Origin of the sequence: Diaphorobacter sp. HDW4B (assembly GCF_011305535.1) — a bacterium.
Taxonomy (GTDB): domain Bacteria; phylum Pseudomonadota; class Gammaproteobacteria; order Burkholderiales; family Burkholderiaceae_C; genus Diaphorobacter_A.
This window is the reverse complement of record NZ_CP049905.1, coordinates 1,448,003-1,470,283: the sequence shown is the minus strand read 5'-3', so window position 1 is coordinate 1,470,283 and position 22,281 is coordinate 1,448,003. Positions and strand designations below refer to the sequence as shown.

Here is a 22,281-nt window from a genome sequence, read left to right as displayed (position 1 = left end):
AGGGCTTACTTTTCGACGACCGCAAACAGGTCGTCTTCCTTCATCACCAGCAGTTCGTCGCCGTCGACCTTGACGGTCTGGCCAGAGTACTTGCCGAACAGAACGCGGTCGCCCACCTTCACGTTCAGGGCGATCAGGGCACCCTTGTCGTCGCGCTTGCCGGGGCCCACGGCCACGACTTCGCCTTGATCAGGCTTCTCGGTAGCGCTGTCGGGGATCACGATGCCCGAAGCTGTCTTGGTTTCGTTTTCGAGGCGCTTGACGATCACGCGATCGTGCAGGGGACGCAGGTTCATAGCAACTCCTAACTAAGATTTTTTCAACTGGGTTGAACAAGAAGAAGAAAAGCCGATCCTGAGGGATCTCGCTTAAAACTTGATGTCAGTTGCGTGTGCTAGCACTCAACCTCAACGAGTGCTAATAATAAGGCAATTCCTGACGTTTTCAAGACCTGTGGGCATCAGGGCTTTCATGGAGTTGGCTCACGAGGAGGATTTTGTAGGTCAATTCCTACAATGAGACTGACCCCCCGGCAGGTGAGCGGGGCAAATGGCAGGGATTCCCTAGGACAATATCGCCGTGCGAATTCTTCATACATCCGACTGGCATCTGGGCCAGAACTTCATGGGCAAGTCCCGTCAGGCCGAACATCAGGCGCTGATCGGCTGGCTGCTCACCCAAGTGCAGAACCACGCGGTGGATGCCGTGCTGATTGCGGGGGATATTTTCGATACCGGCACGCCGCCCAGCTATGCACGCGAGATGTACGCCGATCTGGTCGTGCGCCTGCATGCGGCGGGCGTGGGCTTGCTGCTGCTCGGCGGCAATCACGACTCGGTCGCCACGCTGCGCGAGAGCAGCGCGCTGCTGTCGGTGCTGTCCACCCATGTCTACCCGGCCGCGACTGCGCCAAAATCCCATGTGCGCGTGCTGCCGAGCCGCGTGGCGGGGCAGCCCGGTTGCATCGTCTGTGCGATTCCCTTCATTCGTCCGCGCGATGTGGTGACCTCCGAATTCGGTCAGAGCGCGCAGGACCGCCAGCAGCAACTGCTTGTGGCCATCAAGCAGTATTACCAGAGTGTCTACGCCGCCGCCTGCGCCAAGCGCGATGAGCTCGCGCAGCAGACTGGCCAGCGCCTGCCCATCATCGCCACGGGTCACCTGACCACCGTGGGCGCGAGCAGCAGTGAATCGGTGCGCGAAATCTATGTGGGCACGCTGGACGCGTTTCCGACCTCCGAATTTCCGCCCGTGGATTACCTCGCGCTCGGACATATCCACAAGCCGCAGAAGGTTGGCGGCCACGAGCACATCCGCTATTGCGGTTCGCCCATCACGCTGAGTTTTGACGAACTCGGCCAGAACAAGCAGATGCTGCTGGTCGATCTGAATGAATCCGGCCTGCAGTCCGTGACCGAGCTGCCCGTGCCCATCTTCCAGCCGATGATGAGCCTGCGGGGAGACTTGGGCTACATGACCGACGCGCTGCCGCGCATTGCCGCGCAGGCCGAGGCCGGGCAGACGGTCTGGCTCGAAATCACCGTGACCACCGACGACTATCTGGCGGATCTGCCCGCTCGCATTCAAAAGCTCGTCGAGGGCCAGCCGCTCGAAGTGCTGCGCATTCGCCGCGAACGCGGGCAGACCATGGCGCAGTTGCAGGACAACAGCGGCGTGACGCTTGATGAGCTTGATCCGCACGACGTGTTCGAGCGACGACTCGGCCTTGAAGAGGGCATGGATGCCAGCTTGCGCGGGGCGATCACGCAGCGCTACCGGCAGGTGGTCGATGCCGTGCAACTGGGCGAGAGCGAAGAACAAGGCGAGGGCACAGCCCAATGAAGATCCGTCGCCTGCAACTCAAGAATCTGAACTCGCTCAAGGGCGAGTGGACCATCGACTTCACCGCGCCGCCGCTCTCCGAAAGCGGTCTGTTCGCGATCACCGGGCCCACAGGCGCCGGCAAGTCCACGCTGCTCGACGCCATCTGCCTCGCGCTCTATCACGAGACGCCGCGCCTTGGCACGCAGTCCAAGGCCGTCAACGACATCATGACGCGCCACACCGCGGACTGCAGCGCCGAACTGGAATTCGAAGTGCGCGGCGAGGTTTACCGCGCTTCCTGGAGCCAGCGCCGCGCGCGCGACAAGGTGGACGGCGCGCTGCAATCGCCGCAGGTCGAACTGGCCAAGGGCGATGGTACGGTGATCACGCGCCATGTGAGCGAAAAACTCAAGCAGATCACCGACATCACGCGCCTCGACTTCCCGCGATTTACGCGTTCGATGCTGCTCGCGCAAGGTGGTTTTGCGGCGTTCCTCAACGCCAATGCGAACGACCGCGCCGAGTTGCTGGAGGAACTGACCGGCACCGAAATCTACGGCGAGATCTCGCAGCGCGTGTTCGCACGAGCACGAGATGAGCGCGAAAAATTGGCGCTCATGCAATCGCGCGCTGATGGCATGGAACTGCTGAGCGATGAGCAGCGCGCAGCGATTCAGGAAGAGGTCGGCGCGATCCAGACACAGCAATCGGAACTGGCGGGCAAGACCAATGCGCTGCGCGATCAACTGCAATGGCGCAACGCCGTGGCCGAAAGTGAAGGGGCTGTGCAAGGCGCGCAGCAGCGCGTGACGCAAGCCGAAGCTGCGATCCAGAACGCTGCGCCCGAGTTGGAAAAGCTGGCCGCCAGCGAACCCGCGCAGGCGCTGGAGCCGGCTCACGCAGCACTGCAATCTGCCAATGTCGCGGTTCAGAATGCGGCCAAGCAACTGTCGGATCGGCAAGGCGAACTGACCGAGCAACGCACGGCGCAACAGCGCGAACATGCGCTGGCGCTGGCCTTCGCCAAGTTGCTCGATGAACAGTCCGAGAAGCATCTGCTTGGGCTGGAAAGCGAACAGACAGCGCTCGGTGAATGGAGCAGCGCACGCGCACATCACGCGCATCTGGCCGAGCATATGGGCGTGTGGCGCGAGCAGTTTGCGCAGCAAGCGAAGATCCAAAGCGACATCGCACTGAACGAGCAACTCATCAAGGAAACGACGAGCAAGCTCGACGAAGCACGCCGCCGCTTGAAGCAGCACGCCATTCAAAGTGAAGTCACGGCGAATGCCCACAGGCACGGGGAAGCGCAGTGGCAGAACTTGCAGCAAAAGCAGGGCCAGTTGCTGGGCACGCTAACGCTGGCCGCATTGCGCGAGCAGTCGCAGCGTGCGGAGAAAAATCTCTCCATCACCGAACGCCTGGATGAAAGCGCGCGCCGCCAACGCGAGATGAAGGTGCAGTTCTTCGAGGTGCGCACGCAGCGTGTGGAGGCCGCCAAAAAAGCGGAAGAACTGCAGACTTCACAGATCGAAAATCAGGATGCGCAGAACATCCTGAACGAACGCGTTGCCGACAAGCAGCGCATGCTGGAGCAGGAGCAGATCATCCGCAGTCTGGCCGAGCACCGGGCCAACCTGCAGCCCGGCGAGGCCTGTCCGTTGTGCGGCGCGCACGAGCATCCGGCCATTGCGCACTATGCCCAGTTGGACAGCTCCGCCACGCGCGGCGAACTCGACCGCTTGAAGCAGGCGCAGAAACAGGGCGAGAAGAGGCTGCTTGAATGCGGCGCAGAGCTTTCCGCTGCGCAAACGCAAGCCCGCAACTTGCACGCGCGTGAGCAGCAACTGATCGAAGAAGGCCGAGCCAACCAGTCCGCGTGGGACGAGCTTCGCGCGCAACTGCAGCACGGCGATCCCCTGCAGGCCAAGGACTGGGAGCTGGCAGAGCGTCTGGCGCAGGCCCTGTCATCGGCGCAGTCGCAAGCCACCTCGCTGCGTGCGCAATTGCAATCCGTGGAGGCGCTGGACCAGCAGTTGCACGACACCGGCAAACGCCAGGCCGATCTGGCCCACACCGTTCACCTTGCGCGCGAAGAAGCGCTGCGCTTGCAGCAGCAGATCGACAGCGGGACGCAGAAGCTTGCGGACACCAAGGCGTTGCTGGATCAGCAACGCGCAGGCTTGCAATCACAGCAGGAGCAATTGCTTGGTGCCTTGTGCAATGCAGGCTTTGCCGATCTGACAGGCTTGCCGACGGACGCCGCCGCGTGGCTACGTGCGCGCGATGAAGAGCGCCTCGCATGGCAGCAAAAGCAGGAACGCATCCACAGCATCGCCATGGAACTGGAGCGCCAACGCGCCACCTGCGAGCAGATGCGCTCACAGCTTGCGAAATGGCGTGAACGCGCGGCCGAATTCACGGACGAAGTGGCAGATGTCACCAGCGATTTGAATGCCGCACAGGCACTCGCCGAGTGCAGCGCGCGGATCGATGCCATCGCGCGCAAAGCCGGTCAACTGGCGGGCAGCGTGCAAGAGTTGGAGGAACTGCTTTCGCGACATCGCGCGGAGCAAGGCTCAGCAGAACAGCATTGGCGAGGTGCCTTGCAAGCCAGTCCGTTCGCGGACGAGGATGCCTTCTTCAACGCACGCATGTCGGCGGAAGAACGTAGCCAGTTGCAGTCGCGCAAACAACAGCGCGAGCAGGAGCGCCAAGTGGCAAGCGAGCTGCTGCAAACGCAGCAAGCCAAACTTGTCGAACTGCAGGCGCGCAACGCCACCGACGCAAGTCGCGAAACGCTGGAGCAAGGCATTGCTCAGTTTGAAGCCGAATCCACGCAGTTCAACCAGCAACTCGGCGGCAAACTCGCGACCATTGAGCGCGACAACGCCCTGCGCGGCAGCCAGCAAGAACTGCTGCAGCAGATCGCAGCGCAGGCAAGCGAGTCGGATGTCTGGCAGCGCCTCGACGCGCTGGTCGGCTCATCCAAGGGCGACAAGTTCCGCAAGTTCGCGCAGGGCCTCACGTTGGACCACCTGCTCACGCTCGCCAACCGCCAGCTCGAACGTCTGCACGGCCGCTACGTGCTGCGCCGCAAATCATCGGGCGAACTGGAACTCGAAATCGTCGATCAATGGCAGGCCGACGCCTCGCGCGACACGCGCACGCTGTCAGGTGGCGAGAGCTTTCTGGTCAGCCTCGCGTTGGCGCTCGCGCTGTCCGATCTGGTCAGCCACAAGACCTCCATCGACTCGCTGTTCCTCGACGAAGGCTTCGGCACGCTGGACGCCGAAACGCTGGACGTGGCGCTCAACGCGCTCGACACCCTGAACGCCAGCGGCAAGATGGTCGGCATCATCAGCCACGTCGAAGGCCTGAAGGACCGCATCGCCACCCAGATCCGCGTCGAAAAGGGCGGCGGCGTGGGGCATTCGCGGTTGAGCATTCGTCCGTGAATTGAAATGTCGGTAATGGCAGAGACGCAACTCAAGAGCCAGAAACACGACTGAAGCGCTGGTGATCGCTTGGGTTGCGGCAATACCCCTTGCTTTGCCAAGCCAAGGGGGGGAAGGTCTTCTTATCCCTCACGCTGCGCGAAGTATGCAACCGTTAACTAAGTAATTAATTGCAATTACAACACTGCGTAATTGTTAACAAATCGAAGCGATTGTCGATTTTCCTCGGGCTTTTTGAGGTTGCTATCTGGAAAACTATCAATAAATAGCGGGCTCTTCGTAAATCATTTCAATTGGGTGCGAAATTTAGCGTCATAGCAGGCGACTATCAACGCAGATAGCAATTTTGAAGATAGGGCATTCCGCCTACAATCGACAGCTTTGTGCGACCCATCAATGGGTTTCAATAGGGTATTTGGAGGGGCATTGCATTGGCGGCGTCGTGCTCCATGAATGTGTTTGTGCAAGAGCACGCACTTCGTGGGGTGAGGCGGGGAGGGCCCAATGTTGGAGGTTCGTCACGCGTTGCTCCTGCTGGAATCATGGGCTGATATGGCGTCTTTGCAAACTACCACCATGCTTCTCGGCGTGGGGTTGGCGATTCTGATCTTGTATCTGATTCGCCGAGATCATCTTTACTTGATGCACGGCCTTTTCTGGGTGGCCGTAGCTGCTGCGGCTGCGCTTTTGGGCGCCTGGCCAGGACTGGTCGACCGCATTGCCTACTCGGTGGGCATTTCTTATCCCCCCGCGCTTCTTCTTTTGTTCGCTTGCATCGTCCTGTTCATCAAGGCGCTGCATGCCGACATGGTCAATACGCGCATCGAACGCGACGTGCGCAGACTCAATCAACGACTGGCGATGCTGGAAGCAGACATGGAGGCGCTTGCGCTCTCATCCTCCAATGCTCCGGCATCCTCTTCCTCCTCCTACCATGACTGATCAGCTACTTCCCGTCATTCTGTGTGGTGGCTCGGGCACGCGCCTGTGGCCACTTTCGCGCGAAACCTATCCCAAACAATTTCATGCGCTCGCTGGTGACTCCAGCATGCTGCAGGACACCGCCACGCGCCTTCAGGGCATCTCTGGTGATGTTGCTTTGGCAGCGCCGCTTCTGGTCTGCAATATCGAACATCGTTTTCTGGTGGCCACGCAATTGCAGCAGGCCCATATCGAGAACGCGAAGATTCTTCTTGAACCGACTGGCCGCAATACCGCCCCAGCGCTGACCATTGCCGCATTGCAGGCAGTCTCGGCGGGCGCGGATCCCATCATGCTGGCCATGCCGGCTGACCACGTCATCGCAGATCGCAAAGCATTCCATGAGTCCGTGCAAGTGGCATTCAACGCTGCACGCTCAGGCCAAATGGTGACATTCGGCATCGTCGCGGATCGCCCTGAAACCGGCTACGGCTATATCCAGCACGGAACCATTGAGCAAGGCGGCACGTTCGAAGTGCAGAGCTTTGTCGAGAAACCAGATCTGGAACGAGCGCAGGGCTATCTAGCCGCTGGCAACTACCTGTGGAACAGCGGCTTGTTCGTTGTGCGCGCAAGCGTTTGGCTCACGGCCATGAAAGCGTTCCGTCCCGACATTTTTGGGGCTTGCGAGCGGGCCATGAACGGCGCTCAACACGACATGGATTTTGTGCGCCCGGAGGCAACGGCCTTCGGCGCCAGCCCGTCGGACTCCATTGACTACGCTGTCATGGAGCGCCTTCCCAAGACGCCCGGATTGGGTATTCAGGCACGCGTTGTGCCTCTCAAGGCTGGGTGGTCGGACGTCGGTGCATGGGATGCCCTTTGGGCCGTGCGCGAACATGACGCAGACGGCAACGCCATCATCGGCAATGCAGTCCAGCACGGCTGCACCAACTCGCTGTTCCTGTCGAGCAGCCGTCTGGTGACGGGCGTGGGCCTCGACAACATCGCTGTGGTGGAAACTCCCGATGCCATCCTTGTTGTCGACATGCGTCGCACCCAGGACGTCAAGAAGATCGTCGCGCATCTGCAGACTTACGGTCAGGCGCTGGCTCATTCGCATCGCAAGGTCCATCGCCCATGGGGCTGGTACGACAGCATCGACTACGGCGAGCGCTTCCAGGTCAAGCGCATCGTGGTCAATCCGGGCGCGTCGCTCAGCCTGCAGATGCATCATCACCGCGCAGAGCACTGGGTCGTGGTCAAGGGAACGGCAGAAGTCACCAACGGTGATCAGGTGCTGCTGCTCGGCGAAAACGAATCCACGTTCATTCCGCTGGGGCATGTTCATCGCCTGCGCAATCCAGGCAAGCTGCCGTTGGAGATTGTGGAAGTGCAATCGGGAAGCTATCTTGGCGAGGACGATATCGTTCGTTTCGAAGATACGTATGGTCGTGTGGTTACGACGACTGCCGGAGCGTGAGTTTTTCAATGCAGAGATTAGTGATGCTGAGAGCCTTGTGGGCGTACCGGGGTTTCATATGGAGCAGCGTGATGCGCGAGTTCCATGGCCGATATCGTGAATCACTTCTGGGGGCGTTTTGGTCGGTGGTCAACCCACTGACGATGATCATCATTTACACCGTGATCTTTGGTCAGTTGATGCGCCCGACTTTGCCGGGGCATGAAAGTACACCCTTCGCTTTCAGTATTTATCTTTGCGCGGGTGTCATTACTTGGAACCTGTTTTCGGAAATGCTGGGAAGACTGAATAACGTCTTTCTTGAAAATGGAAACATGATCAAGAAGTCCAATTTTCCCCGAGCCTGTCTGCCGGTCATCGTGACGGTATCGGCACTGATCAATTTTGGAATTATTTTTGCGATTTATCTTGCATTCCTGGTCGTCATAGGTCACTGGCCGGGCTGGGCCTTGTTGTCTCTCATTCCACTGTTGGTCTTGCAATTGCTGTTCACATTGGGGTTGGGTGTATTGCTTGGCACCATCAATGTATTTTTTCGGGATGTGGGGCAGTTGACGGGCGTGGTCTTGCAATTCTGGTTTTGGCTCACTCCCATCGTGTACACGATGGGCTCGCTTCCTGCCGGTGCTCAGAAAGCATTTCAGTACAACCCCTTGCAGCCACTGATCTCCGGATATCAACAGATTTTTCTTGATGGTACGGTGCCTGATTTCGCGAAGCTGCTTCCATTGACGTTGATTACGTTCATGCTTTTGATTCTTGCCGCACGTTTTTTCATGAAGCGTGTTGGTGAATTGGTGGACGAACTGTGATGAGTGCTCTGATTGTTGAGAACGTCGGCAAGGCGTACAAGCGTTACCCAGGCAAATGGGCGCGCATGTGGGAGTGGATTTCCGGCCGGGAGATGCATGAAAAGACATGGGTGCTTCGTAATATCAATTTCAAGATTGCAAAGGGCGAAGCGGTTGGCATCATTGGTGTGAACGGTGCGGGCAAAAGCACGCTTCTGAAAATCATCACTGGCACTACGCAACCCACCAACGGAAAAATCGACGTCAATGGACGTGTGGCGGCATTGCTGGAGCTCGGAATGGGCTTCCACTCTGATTTCACCGGACGTCAGAACGTGTTCATGGCGGGTCAATTGCTAGGTTTGAAAGCGGATGAAATTGCCGCCTGCATGCCTGCCATCGAGTCGTTTGCTGAGATTGGTGACTACATCGACAGACCGGTGCGGATGTACTCCAGCGGCATGCAGATGCGCTTGGCGTTCAGTGTGGCCACGGCCGTTCGGCCCGATGTGTTGATCGTGGATGAGGCGCTGTCGGTTGGAGATGCGTATTTCCAGCACAAAAGCTTCAACCGAATCCGTGAATTCCGACAGCAGGGAACAACGCTGTTGATTGTGTCTCACGACAAAAGTGCAATCCAGGCACTTTGCGACCGAGCCATTCTTCTTGAGCGCGGACATGTCGCCAAGGATGGCGCGCCGGAAGAGGTCATGGACTTCTACAACGCACTTATCGCCGAGCGTGAGAACTCGTCCATCCAGACCACCAAAACCGACGATGGCAAGACAGCGACACGCTCGGGAACGGGCGAGGTCACCGTCACGGATATCGTTCTCGAAGACGAGAGTGGGCGAGTCATCGAGTGGGTGGATGTCGGGCAGCGGGTCACCTTGCGCATTGATGTCAAAGTCCATTCTGATGTGGAACGCTTGGTGCTGGGCTATGGCATCAAGGATCGATTGGGTCAGGTAGTCTTTGGAACCAATACGGATCTCAAGAAGCAAGAAGTCTATTCGGCCAAAAGTGGTGAATGCTTGCGATATCGAATCCAGTTTCCCGCCAATCTGGGGCCGGGAAGCTATTCAATTCAGACGGCCTTGTGCAGCACTGAAACTCATCTGGTGAACAACTACGAGTGGCGCGATCTGGCCCATGTGTTCAATGTGGTCAACATCAACAAGCCGGGTTTTGACGGATACGCGTGGATAGATCCCACGATTGGGATCGAAAAGTTATGAGCTTTATTGCGTACGCCCAGAACAATGAGGACGTCGTCCTGTTTCGCGCGCTCGAAGGCGTTGTCAACGGGTTCTATATCGACGTTGGTGCAAACGATCCTGTCGCTGACTCGGTGACAAAGGCGTTTTATGACCGGGGATGGCGCGGTATCAACGTGGAGCCGCTGGAGCGACATTGGGGAGATTTGGAACGAGACAGGCCGGAGGATACCAATCTTAGATGTGTGGCCGGCCCTTTTGACGGCAATGTGGACATTTGGGAGCCAGCGGTTCGTGGCTGGACCACCGCTTCCCCCAAAGTGGTTGAAGAGCACAAAGCTTCGGGTGTTTCCGGTGTGACGCATTCGGTGAAGATGTTGACCTTGGCCGCGATTTGCCAGCAACATGTGACGGGCGAGATTCACTTCCTCAAAATCGATGTCGAAGGTTTCGAGAAAGATGTGCTCGAGGGCATGGACTTTCAGTCCTTTCGCCCATGGATAGTGGTGGTGGAGGCGTTCGATCCGATCACCAAGATGGAGAACTTCGATGAGTGGGAGCCCTTGCTGACTTCCCAAGCTTACAGCTTCGCATATGGCGATGGGCTCAATCGATTCTATGTGGCCAACGAGCACCCTGAACTCAAGGAGAGGATGAAATATCCTCCCAACGTGTTTGACGATTTTGTACGCATTGCGCAAGTGGTTCAGACCAAGCGTGCTGACGAAGCTGAAAAGGGAGTGGCTCAGAAGCTTGAACATACGGCGGCGCTTGAAAAGCAGGTAAGTGACCGTGTAGCCGAAAAGAGTCAGCTCGAAGCAGAGATGAGTCACCTCGTAGCCGAGAAGAGTCACCTCGAAGCGCAACTTGGCGACGTTCAAAAAAAATATTCAAAGCTCAAGGGCGATATTTCCGCGCGCGACGCTGCGTTCGAACACCAGAATTCACAGTTGCTCGAACTCGATGACGTTCATGCGAATGCTCTTGCCGAGTTGAACTGCGAAAAAGAGCGTGTCGCAGAGTTTTCGGCAAAAGCGCATGAGTGGTGGAGCAGGGCACTTGCGCTCGACAGTGAACTCATGCGGGTAAAGGGAAGCTGGTCGTGGAAAGCTACCTATCCGTTGCGGGTGCTGTTGGGGGTGATCAGGCATCCAGTCCCGACCCTCAAGCAATTTGTCAATAACTCGATTCGATGGAGTCTGCGCTTTTTTTCGAAGCCGATGTCCATGCTGATGAGGCGTGTACTTGGCAATCGCAACTTCAGCGAACGTCTCAACTACTGGTTGCTCAAGAACTACCCTGCGCTGCACGCTCACTTGAGAGCGATTGCAATTCAGAATGGCGCCATGGTGGAAGTCGAGCGGCCGAAATTCACCCATTCGACGATGAACCCCACATCTCAGGATGGTTGGTTTGATTTGGGCTTGCTTGGGGTGTTTCCAAGATATCCAACCTTGCCGGAAGGCCTGGCGTTTTCAGGAGACGACAGCGGCGAGCCTCGTTGGATTCGATTCACCGGTCACCTGGAAGGGCACTACAGCCTAGCCATCGTCAATCGAAATATCGTGTCTGCATTGGATGCGCTCACGCCGGGACGGGTGCAATTTGTTCCGTTCCACGGTAAGCCTTACGAAAAAATACCAACGCTGCCAAATGAGCAGGAGCGTTCATTAGGTCCTGCGCTGCGACGCCAAATTCCAGATTCGGTCGGTGACCATACCGTTTCCATCACCCATCACTATCCGATGATTGGTGATGAGTTGCCATCGGGATTGAAGCTGTGCATCTTTTTTTGGGAGGAGACATCCGTACCCATAGAAACTGTTGCCCAGTTGAACTCCAACTTTGATGGCGTAGTCGTCGCGGCAGAATCGGTCAAGGTGGCTCTGGTCAATTCAGGCTGTCAAATTCCCGCGGTAGTACTGCCAATCGGCATCGATCATCTCATCGCGCAAGATACCAAACCAGTGCAATCCGTGAAGCCCGAGACGGATGCACCGTTTCGGTTTCTGCACGTATCGTCCGCATTCCATCGAAAAGGTGTGGATGTCTTGCTTGACGCATTTCTCGATGCATTCACGGGTGATGATGTTGTCGAACTCTATATCAAGACATTTCCCAATCCGCACAATCAAGTGGCGGAGTTGTTGCGGGCCTATTCGGAGAAACACAAGCGTCCCGCGCGAGTCGTCATTGATGAACAGCCGCTAGACGAAGCCGGCATGATTGATCTCTATCGCACGGCACATGCCGCCGTGTTGCCGACCCGAGGCGAAGGCTTCAATCTGCCTGCCGCAGAAGCACTGGCGATGGGCATTCCGGTCATCACTACCGGGTATAGCGCACAGATCGATTTCTGCACACTGTCCACGGCACACCTTGTGGGGTTCCAGTTTGCGGCGTCAGAGAGCCACGTGCGGGCGGATGATGCTTGCTGGGTCAATCCAAGCAAAGCCGATCTGGTCAGACAGTTCCGGCGAGTGCGTGAACGCGTATTGGCCGATGACCCGGAAATTCGCAGCATGCGGGAGTCTGCGTCCAAGTATGTGCGCAATATCTATTCTTGGGAAAACGCTGCAAGATCCGTTACCGGATTTTCCGAATGGCTGATGGCGCAGAAAAATGCCCCCCGAAGTCTGGAGTCCATTGCACTGCTGACGCCTTGGGCCGCAAAGTGCGGAATCGCCGAATACAGCGAAAAGTTGTTCAAGAATATCGTTGAGCTGGACGACATCTCAACCAAGATTTTTGCAGATACACGCACCAAAAAACCAGATGCCAATGTCTTCGTCACTTGGAAGGTGGGGGACACAGCCAGCATCATTCGCACGCTTGAACGTCTCCAAGAACAGAATGTAGATGCGATTTTTGTCCAACACCAGCCGAGTCTCTATGAGCTGTCTGAGGCGGTTTGCGAGCAACTGTCTGCGCTGCGGACACGCGAGCGAGGCGTTTACCTGGAATTGCACTCCACCCAGCCTTTGCTCACTGATTTCAGGTTGACACCACGTGCGGTACGGTGCCTTGCGCAATTGGATCGCATTGTCGTGCACAAGGTGGAAGATCTCAATAACCTGTTGTCTCTTGGACTTTGGCGCAACGTCGTGCTCCTGAAGCATGGTGTTGTACAGCCACTTCCTGAACCAGATGTAGCCAAGGTTCGCAACGCGCACAACATTCCCTTTGATGCGGTGGTCTTGGGATGCTTTGGCTTTGCCCTTCCTCACAAGGGTCTGGATGCAGTGGTTGGTGCTATTTCGCTTTTGGGGACAGAGCTCGAGCGCCCAGTTCACATGCTGGCTGTCTGTTCCGCGCTGGATGATCGAAGCGCGCATGTGATCAAGAGCTGCAAGGCCCAGGCAGAACGGCTGGGTGTATCGAATCAAATCACCTGGATTACTGACTACCGTCCGATCAAAGAATGTCAAGAACTGCTTTCATCGGTCGACTACATGGTGTTCCCTTATCGAGACACACAGGAAAGTGCCAGTGGTGCGGTCACCATTGGTCTGTCGACATTGAAGCCCGTTTTGGTGAGTCCGTTGAGCATCTTTTCGGATGTGAGCGACGTCACCCTTGAAATGTCGGGACCGAACTCAAGTGACATCTGCATGAAGGTGGTTGAGTGGGAGTCGGCATCGGAAGAAACGAAGACGTTGCTGCTCGAAAAGCAACGTGAATGGTTGAGGGTACGCGATTGGACGAGCGTGTCGCAACGATTGCTGTCCATGGCGAGCGTGCTGAGGCGTGAGGCGTTGATGCAGAAGAAAAGTCAGGAAAGCCGACTGCTCCATTTCCCCCAAACCAATGTGAAGCCAAGCCGGCGCTTGTTTGTGGATATCTCGGAGCTGTATGTCAGAGATGCAAAAACGGGCATTCAGCGAGTTGTCAGGAATATTCTGAGTGAGTTGGAAAAAAATCCGCTTCCCGGTTATTCGGTACAGCCGGTATATGGGGTGAAGGGGAAAGGATTCTTTCATGCGTCAGCATCGGATTTTCCTTTCAACGCAATCGAAGGTGCCCCGATTTTTCCTGGTGTCGACGACATATTTCTCGGGCTGGACCTTGCAGCACACCTGTTTCCGGAAGCGGAGGAGGATCTAGCGAGTTTCAAACGTGCAGGCACAAAAATATTCTATGTGGTGTACGACATTATTCCGCTGCGCTACAAGGAGTATGCATTTCCGGGAATTGAGTGTGCATTCGAAAATTGGCTGATCGGGCTGAACAGGTATGCGGATGGAGTTCTTTGCATATCGAAAGCGGTTGCTGATGACGTTGAATCCTGGTTGATCGAGCATGGTGGTAAGCGGGAGGGTCTTGCGCTGGGCTACTTCCACCTTGGGGCCGATTTCCAAGATGAGCAGGTGATGCAGTCCGATGTGGCTAGTGGATGGTCAGTGCCAACGCAGCTACAGGACGCTCCGATTTTTTTGATGGTTGGAACACTTGAACCAAGAAAAGGCCATGCTCAAATTCTGAGAGTATTTGAACATCTGTGGAGTGAGGGTGTTCATGCCAATCTTGTTATCGTGGGCAAAGCTGGATGGAACGTTGAAGCGCTGATATCGGCACTGAAGGAGAGCAAACACTTCAATCAATCTTTATTCTGGTTTGAGAGTCTGGATGACGCAGCACTGAATCAGTTGTACTCCTCTGCGACTTGTCTTATCGCCGCCTCATATGCAGAAGGATTCGGCTTGCCATTGATCGAGGCTGCCCAAAAGGGATTGAATATCATTGCAAGAGATATACCTGTTTTCCGTGAGGTGGGCGAGGGATATGTTTCCTACTTTGATGGAGAGCGTGACGATGCCATCAGGGCCTTTATGTATGAATGGATGCAGCTCTTTGCATCTGAGAAAGTCATTTCAAGCCGAGGAATGAAATGGAAGACATGGGGCGAAAGTGCTGATGATTTGAAGCAGTTTCTGTGCGCCTCTAATCATGATGTGTCCATGGGTAAGTCAATGGAAAAAATATCTGAAAATATTTTTTGTTGAGCTCTATAAATTTTGTTTTATTGTGAAATTCAATTCACTAGGCATTTGAAATCATGATCATTGGTTCAGGATTGATTGCTACAGCATTTCGTCAGCAAGCAAAGGAATTGACGGGTGTCTGTGTTTTTGCGTCTGGCGTTGCCAATTCCATGAATACCGATGAGGCTGAATTTTTGCGCGAGCGCTCATTGCTCGAAGATTCATTGAATTCACTCTCATCCGATGAGCAGTTTGTATATTTTAGTACCTGCAGTATCTATGATGAAATGTCGTTCAAGTCAGCCTATGTCCAACATAAAATAAAAATGGAATCCATTGTGCTGCAGCGGCCGCATTCATATATCTTCAGATTGCCGCAGTTGGCTGGTATAAGCCGCAATGGAAATACCCTGTTGAACTACATCAATTCTGGAATTGATCGTGGCGAGTTGATGCGAATTTGGTCTAAAGCCGAGAGAAATATCATTGATGTGAGTGATGTCGTGAAGGTGGTTCTGCATTGGTTGAAATCTTCGCCTGAGCAGAATTTGGTGGAAAATATCTGTAACCCCACTCGAACGCTTGTACTTGATCTCATTAAAACGCTTGAGAAAATCAAGGGCAAGAAGGCTATTCTGGAGGTCATGGATGGAGGCGGATTTTATGAAATACCTTTGGGACAGACTGTCGAGGTCTATGCAAAAATTGGTTTGAATTTTGAAGGTGATTACATCTCTTCTGTGTTGAAAAAGTATTACTCGAATTGAATGTAGTGAGGAAGTGTGTCGGAAAGTACATATTTATTGAGATATGCAAGTGCGGGACTGGTGAATGCGATTACCGGTCTTGGAACAATTGCGGCATTGACGTATTTTGATGTGAATCCCATTATTGCAAATATGGCAGGATTTGCAGTGGGGATGTTATTTAGTTTCACATTGGCGAAATTTTTTGTTTTTAGGCGTCGCAACAATACCAAAAATCAGATGCGCCGATATGTCATTTCCTTTGTTGCTGCATATGGATTGAATATTTTTGTTTTGTGGATTATGGAAGGCCGACTGCATAATGGAATGGCTCAAATAATGGCTATTTCCACGTATGTAGTATTGATGTATATTTTGATGCGATTTTATATATTTGTCGATAATTGATGAAAGACTTTCGGTGCAATATGAATGAGAATACTGAAATCAGAAAAGGGCTGCGCCACCTGCTTTCCTTTTCGGTTGTCTACGACACTTTTCAACATGCTGTTGGTGCGTATAAATGGCGTGAGCGAGTGGTGCTAAATCATATTGCACCGCTTTGCTCGGCAACAACACGTATTCTTGATATTGGCTGCGGTACCGGTGAGATTCTTGAATACATTCCGGATCAAGCCAATTACATTGGATTTGATAGAAATAATGAGTATATCAGTGCAGCCAGAAAACGCTTTGCGGGACGAAAGGCCGAATTTATCTGCGAAGATGTGAATAAGAATTCAATGTCCAATTACGGTAATTTTGACATTGTTCTTGCAATAGGAATTCTCCATCATCTCGATGACAGTATTGCGGATGAATTGTTTGAAACAGCGCATTGTGCACTCAAAGACAACGGGATTTTTTTAGCATTGGATCCTGTATATACGAACCATCAATCGAGTGCTGCCAGGTTTGTGGTTGGAAAGGATCGAGGACAGGCGGTACGAACCGATTATGAGTATTTGCGGCTTGCAAAAAAGCGATTCAAATCCACATCAGCTGTCGTTGATGATAAGCCATTGAGAATTCCGTATACAGGTATAGTGATGACCTGCCAGAAGAATTGAGTCCACTATGAAATGCTCAATCGTCATTCCTGTTTATAACAGTGAGAAAATATTACCTGAGCTGTTGAAGCAGTTGAATGCCGAGTTGGAGAAACTCGGACTTCTGGGTGATTCGGAATTGATACTGGTGAATGACTCCAGTCCTGATGGTAGTTGGGACGTCTTGCGATCATTGACGCAGTTGTATCCCAATTTGAAAGCGGTAAATCTTGCGAAAAATTTTGGACAGCACAATGCCATCATGGCCGGGCTGCAATTCGCAAGTGGTGACAATATTGTGCTGATGGATGATGACCTGCAGCATTCGCCAGCGTATATTGGAGATTTGCTGCAAGCTCTTGAAAAAGATGATGTGTGCTTTGTTCGTTTTGAAAAAAGACAGCATGCAGGGTGGAAGGTAGCAGGCAGCAACTTCAATAATTTATTGGCTAGTCATTTGGTTGAAAAACCCAAGGACCTGTATCTTTCCTCATTCAAGGCATTTCGAAAACATATCAGGGCCGCGGTTGTTCAATATGAAGGGCCATATCCATATATTGACGGATTAATCCTACGCAGCACTAATCGAATTCATGTCATTGATGCTGTGCACCGTGAACGATTTACGGGTCAGGGAAATTACAATCTAAAGCGCTCTGTTTCATTGTTGATGAAAATGGCTACGGGTTTTTCTGTGGCACCGCTACGATTGGCAATTATCATTGGGGTGGTGTTTGGATTGTTGAGTCTTCTGACGGTCGTTTACGTCATTGTGGACAAACTAATGAACCCCTCGGTTCAACCAGGTTGGACTTCTATCGTGGCTATTGTTTTGGCCGTCTCGGGTATACAGATGCTTTTCTTGGGACTCATCGGGGAATATATGGGGCGTTTGTATTTGAATATCAATAAAAAGCCCCAGTTCGTTGTCAGAGAGATATCTGGATTTTCGGGGTTGAAGAAGGACGAATGATATGGAATTTGACAAGTATGCAGACTCCTACTCGAGTGACTTGAAAGATGCCATTCCCGCAGGATTTCGAACAATTGAGTATTTCTCGACCTACAAAGTAAAGCTGGCCAAACGGTTCGCTCCAGAAAAAATCCATCGTATTCTGGACTTTGGATGTGGTGTTGGTCAGTGCTCCCAGTACTTGGCCCAGAGCTTTTCAAATGCTGAGTTGGTAGGGTTTGATGTTTCTGATGACTCTCTTGATGTGGCACGAGAGCGTATTCCGCAGGCACATTTCACGAGTGCATGGGATCAGGCAGTAGAAGAAAAATACGATTTGATATTTACTTCAAATGTCTTTCATCATATTGATGCATCAGAACATGCTTTGTGGCTTTCTCGACTGAAGGATGCATTAAGACCTGGAGGGAAAATTATCATATTCGAACACAATCCAATCAATCCATTAACAAGAATGGTGTTCAAGCGTTGCATATTTGACCAAGATGCTGTGATGATTGGTCAGAAGAGATTTGTGAATTTGGCAAAATCAGTTGGATTTTCCAATTTTTCTACAAAATATACTTTGTTTTTTCCCGGTGCATTAAAAATATTTGAACCATTGGAGCGATTCATTGGGTGGCTTCCGCTGGGGGCGCAGTATTATTTATTGCTGCAAAAAACCTCTGATTGACCTCGCGGCTATCATCGGTGTCTGGTGTTGAAATATTTCGAAAATCCGGTGAATTGCTTTTGTGCTATGTCATTTGTTTGCAACATGCAGTTTTATTTGAATAAATTTAAAGCGTCAAGATTGTTGGAGAAGCTTGCGCTAGTGTTGTTGGTTTTGAATGTTGGGTTGCTGATTTGGTATCAATTTGATGGATATCAGGCGCAATTTCATTCTGATAGCGCGCATCGAGTATTGCTCGGCAATGAAGTCTTCAAGAGTGGCAGCATTTTCCCATCGGATTGGAGCTACGTAAATCGTGATCTGTACATTCTGTATGGACATTTGCTGGTGGCTCCCTTGATGGTTTTCATGAAGCCTGGTTATTTGGCGTATGCGATTTCCGGGGTGTTGAATGCGTTGATATTCTTGTTGGCTTCTTATCTATTGCTGAAGGAGCTGAAGGTTAGTAAGTCAATTGTATATTTAACATTGGCTGTCATTTGCGCTGGAATATCTGGTTTCGTTGCCGAAAATTTGTTTGGTCAGATCACTTATGGAAATATCATAACAATTTCCATGTATGTGCTGCTTATGGTGTTTGGTTTCATTTTTGGTACTTCAAGCCCAAGAAAGCACCTTTTGTATGGATCGGCATATTTTTTGTTGATTTTGTTGGTGGTCGCCTCAAATCCATTTCGAGGATTTGTATATTACGTCCTTCCTTTGATATTGGCTCTTGGTATTTTAGGTTTGGGGCTTGGTGCTCAGGTGGTTGAGCCAATCATGAAGCAACGAGCATTGTCGCTTGTCATGATGACAGTTGGTGCAGTCATTGCTGGAATACCACTTCATCTGTATATCTTGGGTGGTGTCAATAACATTCAGGGAACCAGCACTGCGTTGTGGTTGACTTATGAGCAAAGTATTTCGAACATAGTGTTGACAGGCAAGGGGCTATTGGCAATTATGGGGGGGGCTCCTACCCCAGGTATTGCGGTGGCGAGTAGTCTTGGCCTTTATGAAGCGTTGAGATTGATTGCGGCAATGATGCTATTGCTGTTGATTCCGTTGAGCATACGAAAATCGTTCAAGGTAGGCGATATGCGTATGAGAATCTTCATCACATATGCGCTCACTGCTTTTGCGATTGTTCTTTTTGTACAAGTATTCACTACGGTGCCTGTAATGAGTGACCCCGTGATCAGCTCAAGGTACTTGGTCCCGCCATTGTTTTTGTTGCTGATCTGCGCCTTCATTCGACCTTCGTTTGATGGGAAGAATGTGATGGTTGTCGTGGTAACCATTGCAGTAATGATTTTTGCGGCACTGATGGCATACCCCAACTATTTTCGCTCCTATGTCAATTCCGCATATTATGCTGATGGCTCGAATGAGAGATCTCGACGTGTAGAGTTGTTGCAATTTCTGAAGGCCAATGATTTATCGTATGGCTATGCAAGCTATTGGAATGCTGGAATGTACAGTGTCCTGAGTGATGGTGATGTCTTGGTGCGACAGGTGTTGTTCGAAAATGGAATCCCTGTGCCTTATAGGCATCATGCTGCGGATAGTTGGTATTATTCACGAACATGGACGGGAAAGTCTTTTTTATTGCTTACACCAGATGAACGCAAACTGGTGAATGTCGATACACTTTCCAAGTATGGCGTTCGCCTTGTGTCAGAGCTTCAGCATGCCGGATATGTCATATTGGTTTTTGAAAAAAACTTGGCCTTAGGCTTACCCGGCTGGGATCTGACTTACGAACATAAAGTTGAGTTTAAAGCTTCTGAGAATTCCATGAAGCAAATTGGCCGTTTTGTGGTTGATGAAAAATCAGGGCGACCTTTGCTTGAGTCAAAGCCGAAGGATATTGGAGCTTTACATTTTGGCCCCTATATTCGAATCGTGCCAGGGAAATATCGAGTGGTATTTGGCATCGATGCGTTCACGGCGGATCGTGATGTCATTCGGATTGAGGTGTCTACAGCACCAGGAGAAAAGGTTATGGCAGATCGAATTTTGAAATCAACCTCGGGTCAGGGTGAGGTTCTGGAGTTTGAAGTCAAAAAGCAGGAACTAATTGAGTTCAGGGTGTGGGCATTGGGCGGTGCTGCTTTGAGGTTTTCTGGAGTTTCAATTGAGCAGATCCCGTAAAATGGCGCTTTTAAGTCACCTCGTTGGTGACACGGTTGAGTCGCATCGTTAATTTGGATTTTGGTATGTATATGAAAAATTCCATCATCACTGGTATTACGGGGCAGGATGGAGCCTATTTGGCCGAATTGCTTCTTTCCAAAGGCTACAGGGTCTATGGCACCTACCGCCGCACCAGTTCCGTCAACTTCTGGCGTATCGAAGAACTGGGCATTCAGAACCATCCCAATCTTCATCTCGTCGAATACGATCTGACGGATCTGTCTGCCAGCATTCGTCTGCTGCAGACTACGGAGGCCACTGAGGTCTACAACTTGGCTGCGCAGAGCTTTGTGGGGGTGTCGTTCGAGCAACCGGTGACTACGGCGGAAATCACCGGCATTGGCGCCGTGAATCTGTTGGAAGCGATCCGTATTGTCAATCCGAAGATTCGCTTCTACCAAGCCAGTACCTCCGAGATGTTCGGCAAGGTGCAGGAGATTCCTCAGCGGGAGTCCACGCCGTTCTATCCCCGCAGTCCGTATGGCGTGGCCAAGCTGTATGCGCATTGGATGACGGTGAACTATCGCGAGAGCTATGACATCTTTGGTTCCAGCGGTATTTTGTTCAACCATGAGAGCCCGCTGCGTGGCCGTGAGTTCGTGACGCGCAAGATCACTGACAGCCTTGCCAAGATCAAGCTTGGCAAGCTGGATGTGCTGGAGCTGGGCAACATGGATGCCAAGCGTGACTGGGGTTATGCCAAGGATTACGTGGAAGGCATGTGGCGCATTCTGCAGGCGGAAAAGCCTGATACGTTTGTGCTGGCCACCAATCGGACGGAGACAGTTCGCGACTTCGTCACTATGGCGGGCAAGGCTGCCGGGTTCGAGTTGAAGTGGCAAGGTGCCGCAGAATCTGAAGTGGCCATCGATGTAGCTACCGGCAAGACGCTGGTGCGTGTGAATCCGAAGTTCTATCGTCCTGCGGAAGTGGAGTTGCTGATCGGGAATCCTGAGAAGGCGCAGCGCGAGCTGGGCTGGAAGCCATCGACGACGCTGGAGCAACTTTGCCAGATGATGGTCGAGGCGGACATTCGCCGCAATGACGTGGGCTTCTCGTTCTGAGGGTGTGCAAGTGCGGCGAGTTCTGATCACGGGCATCAATGGTTTCACGGGCCACTATCTGACCCGTGAACTCGAGCAACATGGCTGGGAGGTGTGGGGGCTGGGTTCTCAGCCCGAACCCGCTCGGCCGCGCTATCGGCATGTGGATCTGCTCGATGACGCGGCTTTGACCGCTTGGGTGCAGGAGGTTCAGCCGAAAGCCGTGATTCACCTCGCTGCGATCGCATTCGTGGGGCACAGCAATGCGCGTGCGTTCTACGACGTGAATGTGGTGGGCACGCGCAACCTGCTGGCTGCATTGGCGACTCTGGAAGGTGAGAGCAAGCCGGAGCGTGTGCTGCTGGCGAGCAGTGCCAACATCTACGGCAATTCCACAGAAGGCGAGCTCTCGGAAGCTACGCAGCCCAATCCTGCCAACGATTACGCTGTCAGCAAGCTGGCGATGGAGTACGTGGCGCGGCTTTGGATGGACAAACTGCCGATCTCCATTACACGGCCGTTCAACTATACGGGTGTGGGGCAGTCCGAGAGCTTTCTGTTGCCCAAGATCGTGAACCATTTCCGCCGCAAGGCGCCGGTGATCGAGCTTGGGAACATGGAGGTCTGGCGCGATTTCTCCGATGTGCGTGATGTCGCTGTTGCGTATCGTGCGCTGCTGGAGTCGGACACTGCGGTGGGGCAGACCGTCAATGTGTGCTCGGGTCGCTTGATTTCGCTGCGCGAAGTGCTGCAGATGGCGCAACACATCACGGGGCATGAGATCGAGGCGGTCACGAATCCCGCCTTTGTGCGTGCCAATGAGGTGAAGACGCTTTGCGGTGATGCCTCACGTCTCAGGGAGCTGGCGGGAGCGTGGAGTCCGCGTCCGCTGGAAGATACGCTTGCCTGGATGCTGTCGGACGGCGCGGGAGCGGTGTGACGT

General features: G+C 53.1%; 16 protein-coding genes. 15 read left to right on the top strand and 1 reads right to left on the bottom strand.

The window, feature by feature from the left end:
- Window positions 1-5: 5 nt before the first annotated feature.
- Entirely contained in the window at window positions 6-296 is a 291-nt protein-coding gene (gene groES, locus G7048_RS06920; RefSeq protein WP_166067420.1) for a co-chaperone GroES, read from the bottom strand.
- 283 nt (window positions 297-579) lie between these two features.
- On the opposite strand from groES, the gene sbcD reads away from it, so the two are divergent.
- The 15 genes from sbcD to G7048_RS06845 all read left to right on the top strand — a co-directional run bounded on the left by sbcD (window position 580) and on the right by G7048_RS06845 (window position 22,278).
- Window positions 580-1,842, top strand: a complete 1,263-nt coding sequence (gene sbcD / locus G7048_RS06915) for an exonuclease subunit SbcD (protein WP_166067419.1) — start codon at window positions 580-582, stop codon at window positions 1,840-1,842.
- Entirely contained in the window at window positions 1,839-5,282 is a 3,444-nt protein-coding gene (locus G7048_RS06910) for an SbcC/MukB-like Walker B domain-containing protein (RefSeq protein WP_166067418.1), read from the top strand. Before sbcD ends, G7048_RS06910 begins: the two co-directional genes overlap by 4 nt.
- Window positions 5,283-5,834: 552 nt before the next feature.
- Window positions 5,835-6,224, top strand: coding sequence for a DUF2304 domain-containing protein (locus tag G7048_RS06905; protein ID WP_166070844.1), 390 nt, complete (start codon window positions 5,835-5,837; stop codon window positions 6,222-6,224).
- Window positions 6,217-7,686, top strand: a complete 1,470-nt coding sequence (locus G7048_RS06900; RefSeq protein WP_166067417.1) for a mannose-1-phosphate guanylyltransferase/mannose-6-phosphate isomerase — start codon at window positions 6,217-6,219, stop codon at window positions 7,684-7,686. The genes G7048_RS06905 and G7048_RS06900 overlap by 8 nt, the downstream gene beginning before the upstream one ends.
- A gap of 71 nt (window positions 7,687-7,757) precedes the next feature.
- On the top strand, window positions 7,758-8,498 hold the full coding sequence (locus G7048_RS06895) for an ABC transporter permease (protein WP_166067416.1): 741 nt from the start codon (window positions 7,758-7,760) through the stop codon (window positions 8,496-8,498).
- The gene (locus tag G7048_RS06890; RefSeq protein WP_166067415.1) at window positions 8,498-9,715 is read left to right on the top strand and encodes an ABC transporter ATP-binding protein; all 1,218 of its coding nucleotides are present in this window, start codon (window positions 8,498-8,500) and stop codon (window positions 9,713-9,715) included. The genes G7048_RS06895 and G7048_RS06890 overlap by 1 nt, the downstream gene beginning before the upstream one ends.
- The gene (locus tag G7048_RS06885; protein ID WP_166067414.1) at window positions 9,712-14,697 is read left to right on the top strand and encodes an FkbM family methyltransferase; all 4,986 of its coding nucleotides are present in this window, start codon (window positions 9,712-9,714) and stop codon (window positions 14,695-14,697) included. The genes G7048_RS06890 and G7048_RS06885 overlap by 4 nt, the downstream gene beginning before the upstream one ends.
- 53 nt (window positions 14,698-14,750) lie before the next feature.
- Window positions 14,751-15,443 carry an NAD(P)-dependent oxidoreductase gene (locus G7048_RS06880; protein ID WP_166067413.1) on the top strand — a complete coding sequence of 231 codons (693 nt, stop codon included), beginning with the start codon at window positions 14,751-14,753 and terminating at the stop codon, window positions 15,441-15,443.
- A gap of 60 nt (window positions 15,444-15,503) precedes the next feature.
- Window positions 15,504-15,830, top strand: a complete 327-nt coding sequence (locus tag G7048_RS06875) for a GtrA family protein (RefSeq protein ID WP_166067412.1) — start codon at window positions 15,504-15,506, stop codon at window positions 15,828-15,830.
- 20 nt (window positions 15,831-15,850) lie between these two features.
- A complete protein-coding gene (locus G7048_RS06870) occupies window positions 15,851-16,492 on the top strand; it encodes a bifunctional 2-polyprenyl-6-hydroxyphenol methylase/3-demethylubiquinol 3-O-methyltransferase UbiG (protein WP_166067411.1) in 642 nt (213 codons plus the stop codon).
- Between the two features lie 7 nt (window positions 16,493-16,499).
- Window positions 16,500-17,444, top strand: coding sequence for a glycosyltransferase family 2 protein (locus tag G7048_RS06865; protein WP_166067410.1), 945 nt, complete (start codon window positions 16,500-16,502; stop codon window positions 17,442-17,444).
- 1 nt (window position 17,445) lies between these two features.
- A complete protein-coding gene (locus G7048_RS06860) occupies window positions 17,446-18,117 on the top strand; it encodes a trans-aconitate 2-methyltransferase (RefSeq protein WP_166067409.1) in 672 nt (223 codons plus the stop codon).
- Window positions 18,118-18,201: 84 nt separating this feature from the next.
- Entirely contained in the window at window positions 18,202-20,253 is a 2,052-nt protein-coding gene (locus tag G7048_RS06855) for a hypothetical protein (RefSeq protein ID WP_166067408.1), read from the top strand.
- A gap of 71 nt (window positions 20,254-20,324) precedes the next feature.
- Entirely contained in the window at window positions 20,325-21,359 is a 1,035-nt protein-coding gene (gene gmd / locus G7048_RS06850) for a GDP-mannose 4,6-dehydratase (RefSeq protein WP_166067407.1), read from the top strand.
- Window positions 21,337-22,278 (top strand): NAD-dependent epimerase/dehydratase family protein, encoded by a 942-nt coding sequence (locus tag G7048_RS06845; RefSeq protein WP_205750347.1) that lies wholly within the window; start codon window positions 21,337-21,339, stop codon window positions 22,276-22,278. The genes gmd and G7048_RS06845 overlap by 23 nt, the downstream gene beginning before the upstream one ends.
- Window positions 22,279-22,281 lie beyond the last annotated feature (3 nt).

Excerpts from the sequence above, each read along its gene's own strand:
- groES (WP_166067420.1), bottom strand. The coding sequence starts at position 296 with ATGAACCTGCGTCCCCTGCACGATCGCGTGATCGTCAAGCGCCTCGAA.
- G7048_RS06910 (WP_166067418.1), top strand. The coding sequence starts at position 1,839 with ATGAAGATCCGTCGCCTGCAACTCAAGAATCTGAACTCGCTCAAGGGC.
- G7048_RS06905 (WP_166070844.1), top strand. The coding sequence starts at position 5,835 with ATGGCGTCTTTGCAAACTACCACCATGCTTCTCGGCGTGGGGTTGGCG.
- G7048_RS06900 (WP_166067417.1), top strand. The coding sequence starts at position 6,217 with ATGACTGATCAGCTACTTCCCGTCATTCTGTGTGGTGGCTCGGGCACG.
- G7048_RS06895 (WP_166067416.1), top strand. The coding sequence starts at position 7,758 with ATGCGCGAGTTCCATGGCCGATATCGTGAATCACTTCTGGGGGCGTTT.
- G7048_RS06890 (WP_166067415.1), top strand. The coding sequence starts at position 8,498 with ATGAGTGCTCTGATTGTTGAGAACGTCGGCAAGGCGTACAAGCGTTAC.
- G7048_RS06885 (WP_166067414.1), top strand. The coding sequence starts at position 9,712 with ATGAGCTTTATTGCGTACGCCCAGAACAATGAGGACGTCGTCCTGTTT.
- G7048_RS06880 (WP_166067413.1), top strand. The coding sequence starts at position 14,751 with ATGATCATTGGTTCAGGATTGATTGCTACAGCATTTCGTCAGCAAGCA.
- G7048_RS06870 (WP_166067411.1), top strand. The coding sequence starts at position 15,851 with ATGAATGAGAATACTGAAATCAGAAAAGGGCTGCGCCACCTGCTTTCC.
- G7048_RS06865 (WP_166067410.1), top strand. The coding sequence starts at position 16,500 with ATGAAATGCTCAATCGTCATTCCTGTTTATAACAGTGAGAAAATATTA.
- G7048_RS06860 (WP_166067409.1), top strand. The coding sequence starts at position 17,446 with ATGGAATTTGACAAGTATGCAGACTCCTACTCGAGTGACTTGAAAGAT.
- G7048_RS06855 (WP_166067408.1), top strand. The coding sequence starts at position 18,202 with ATGCAGTTTTATTTGAATAAATTTAAAGCGTCAAGATTGTTGGAGAAG.
- gmd (WP_166067407.1), top strand. The coding sequence starts at position 20,325 with ATGAAAAATTCCATCATCACTGGTATTACGGGGCAGGATGGAGCCTAT.
- G7048_RS06845 (WP_205750347.1), top strand. The coding sequence starts at position 21,337 with ATGACGTGGGCTTCTCGTTCTGAGGGTGTGCAAGTGCGGCGAGTTCTG.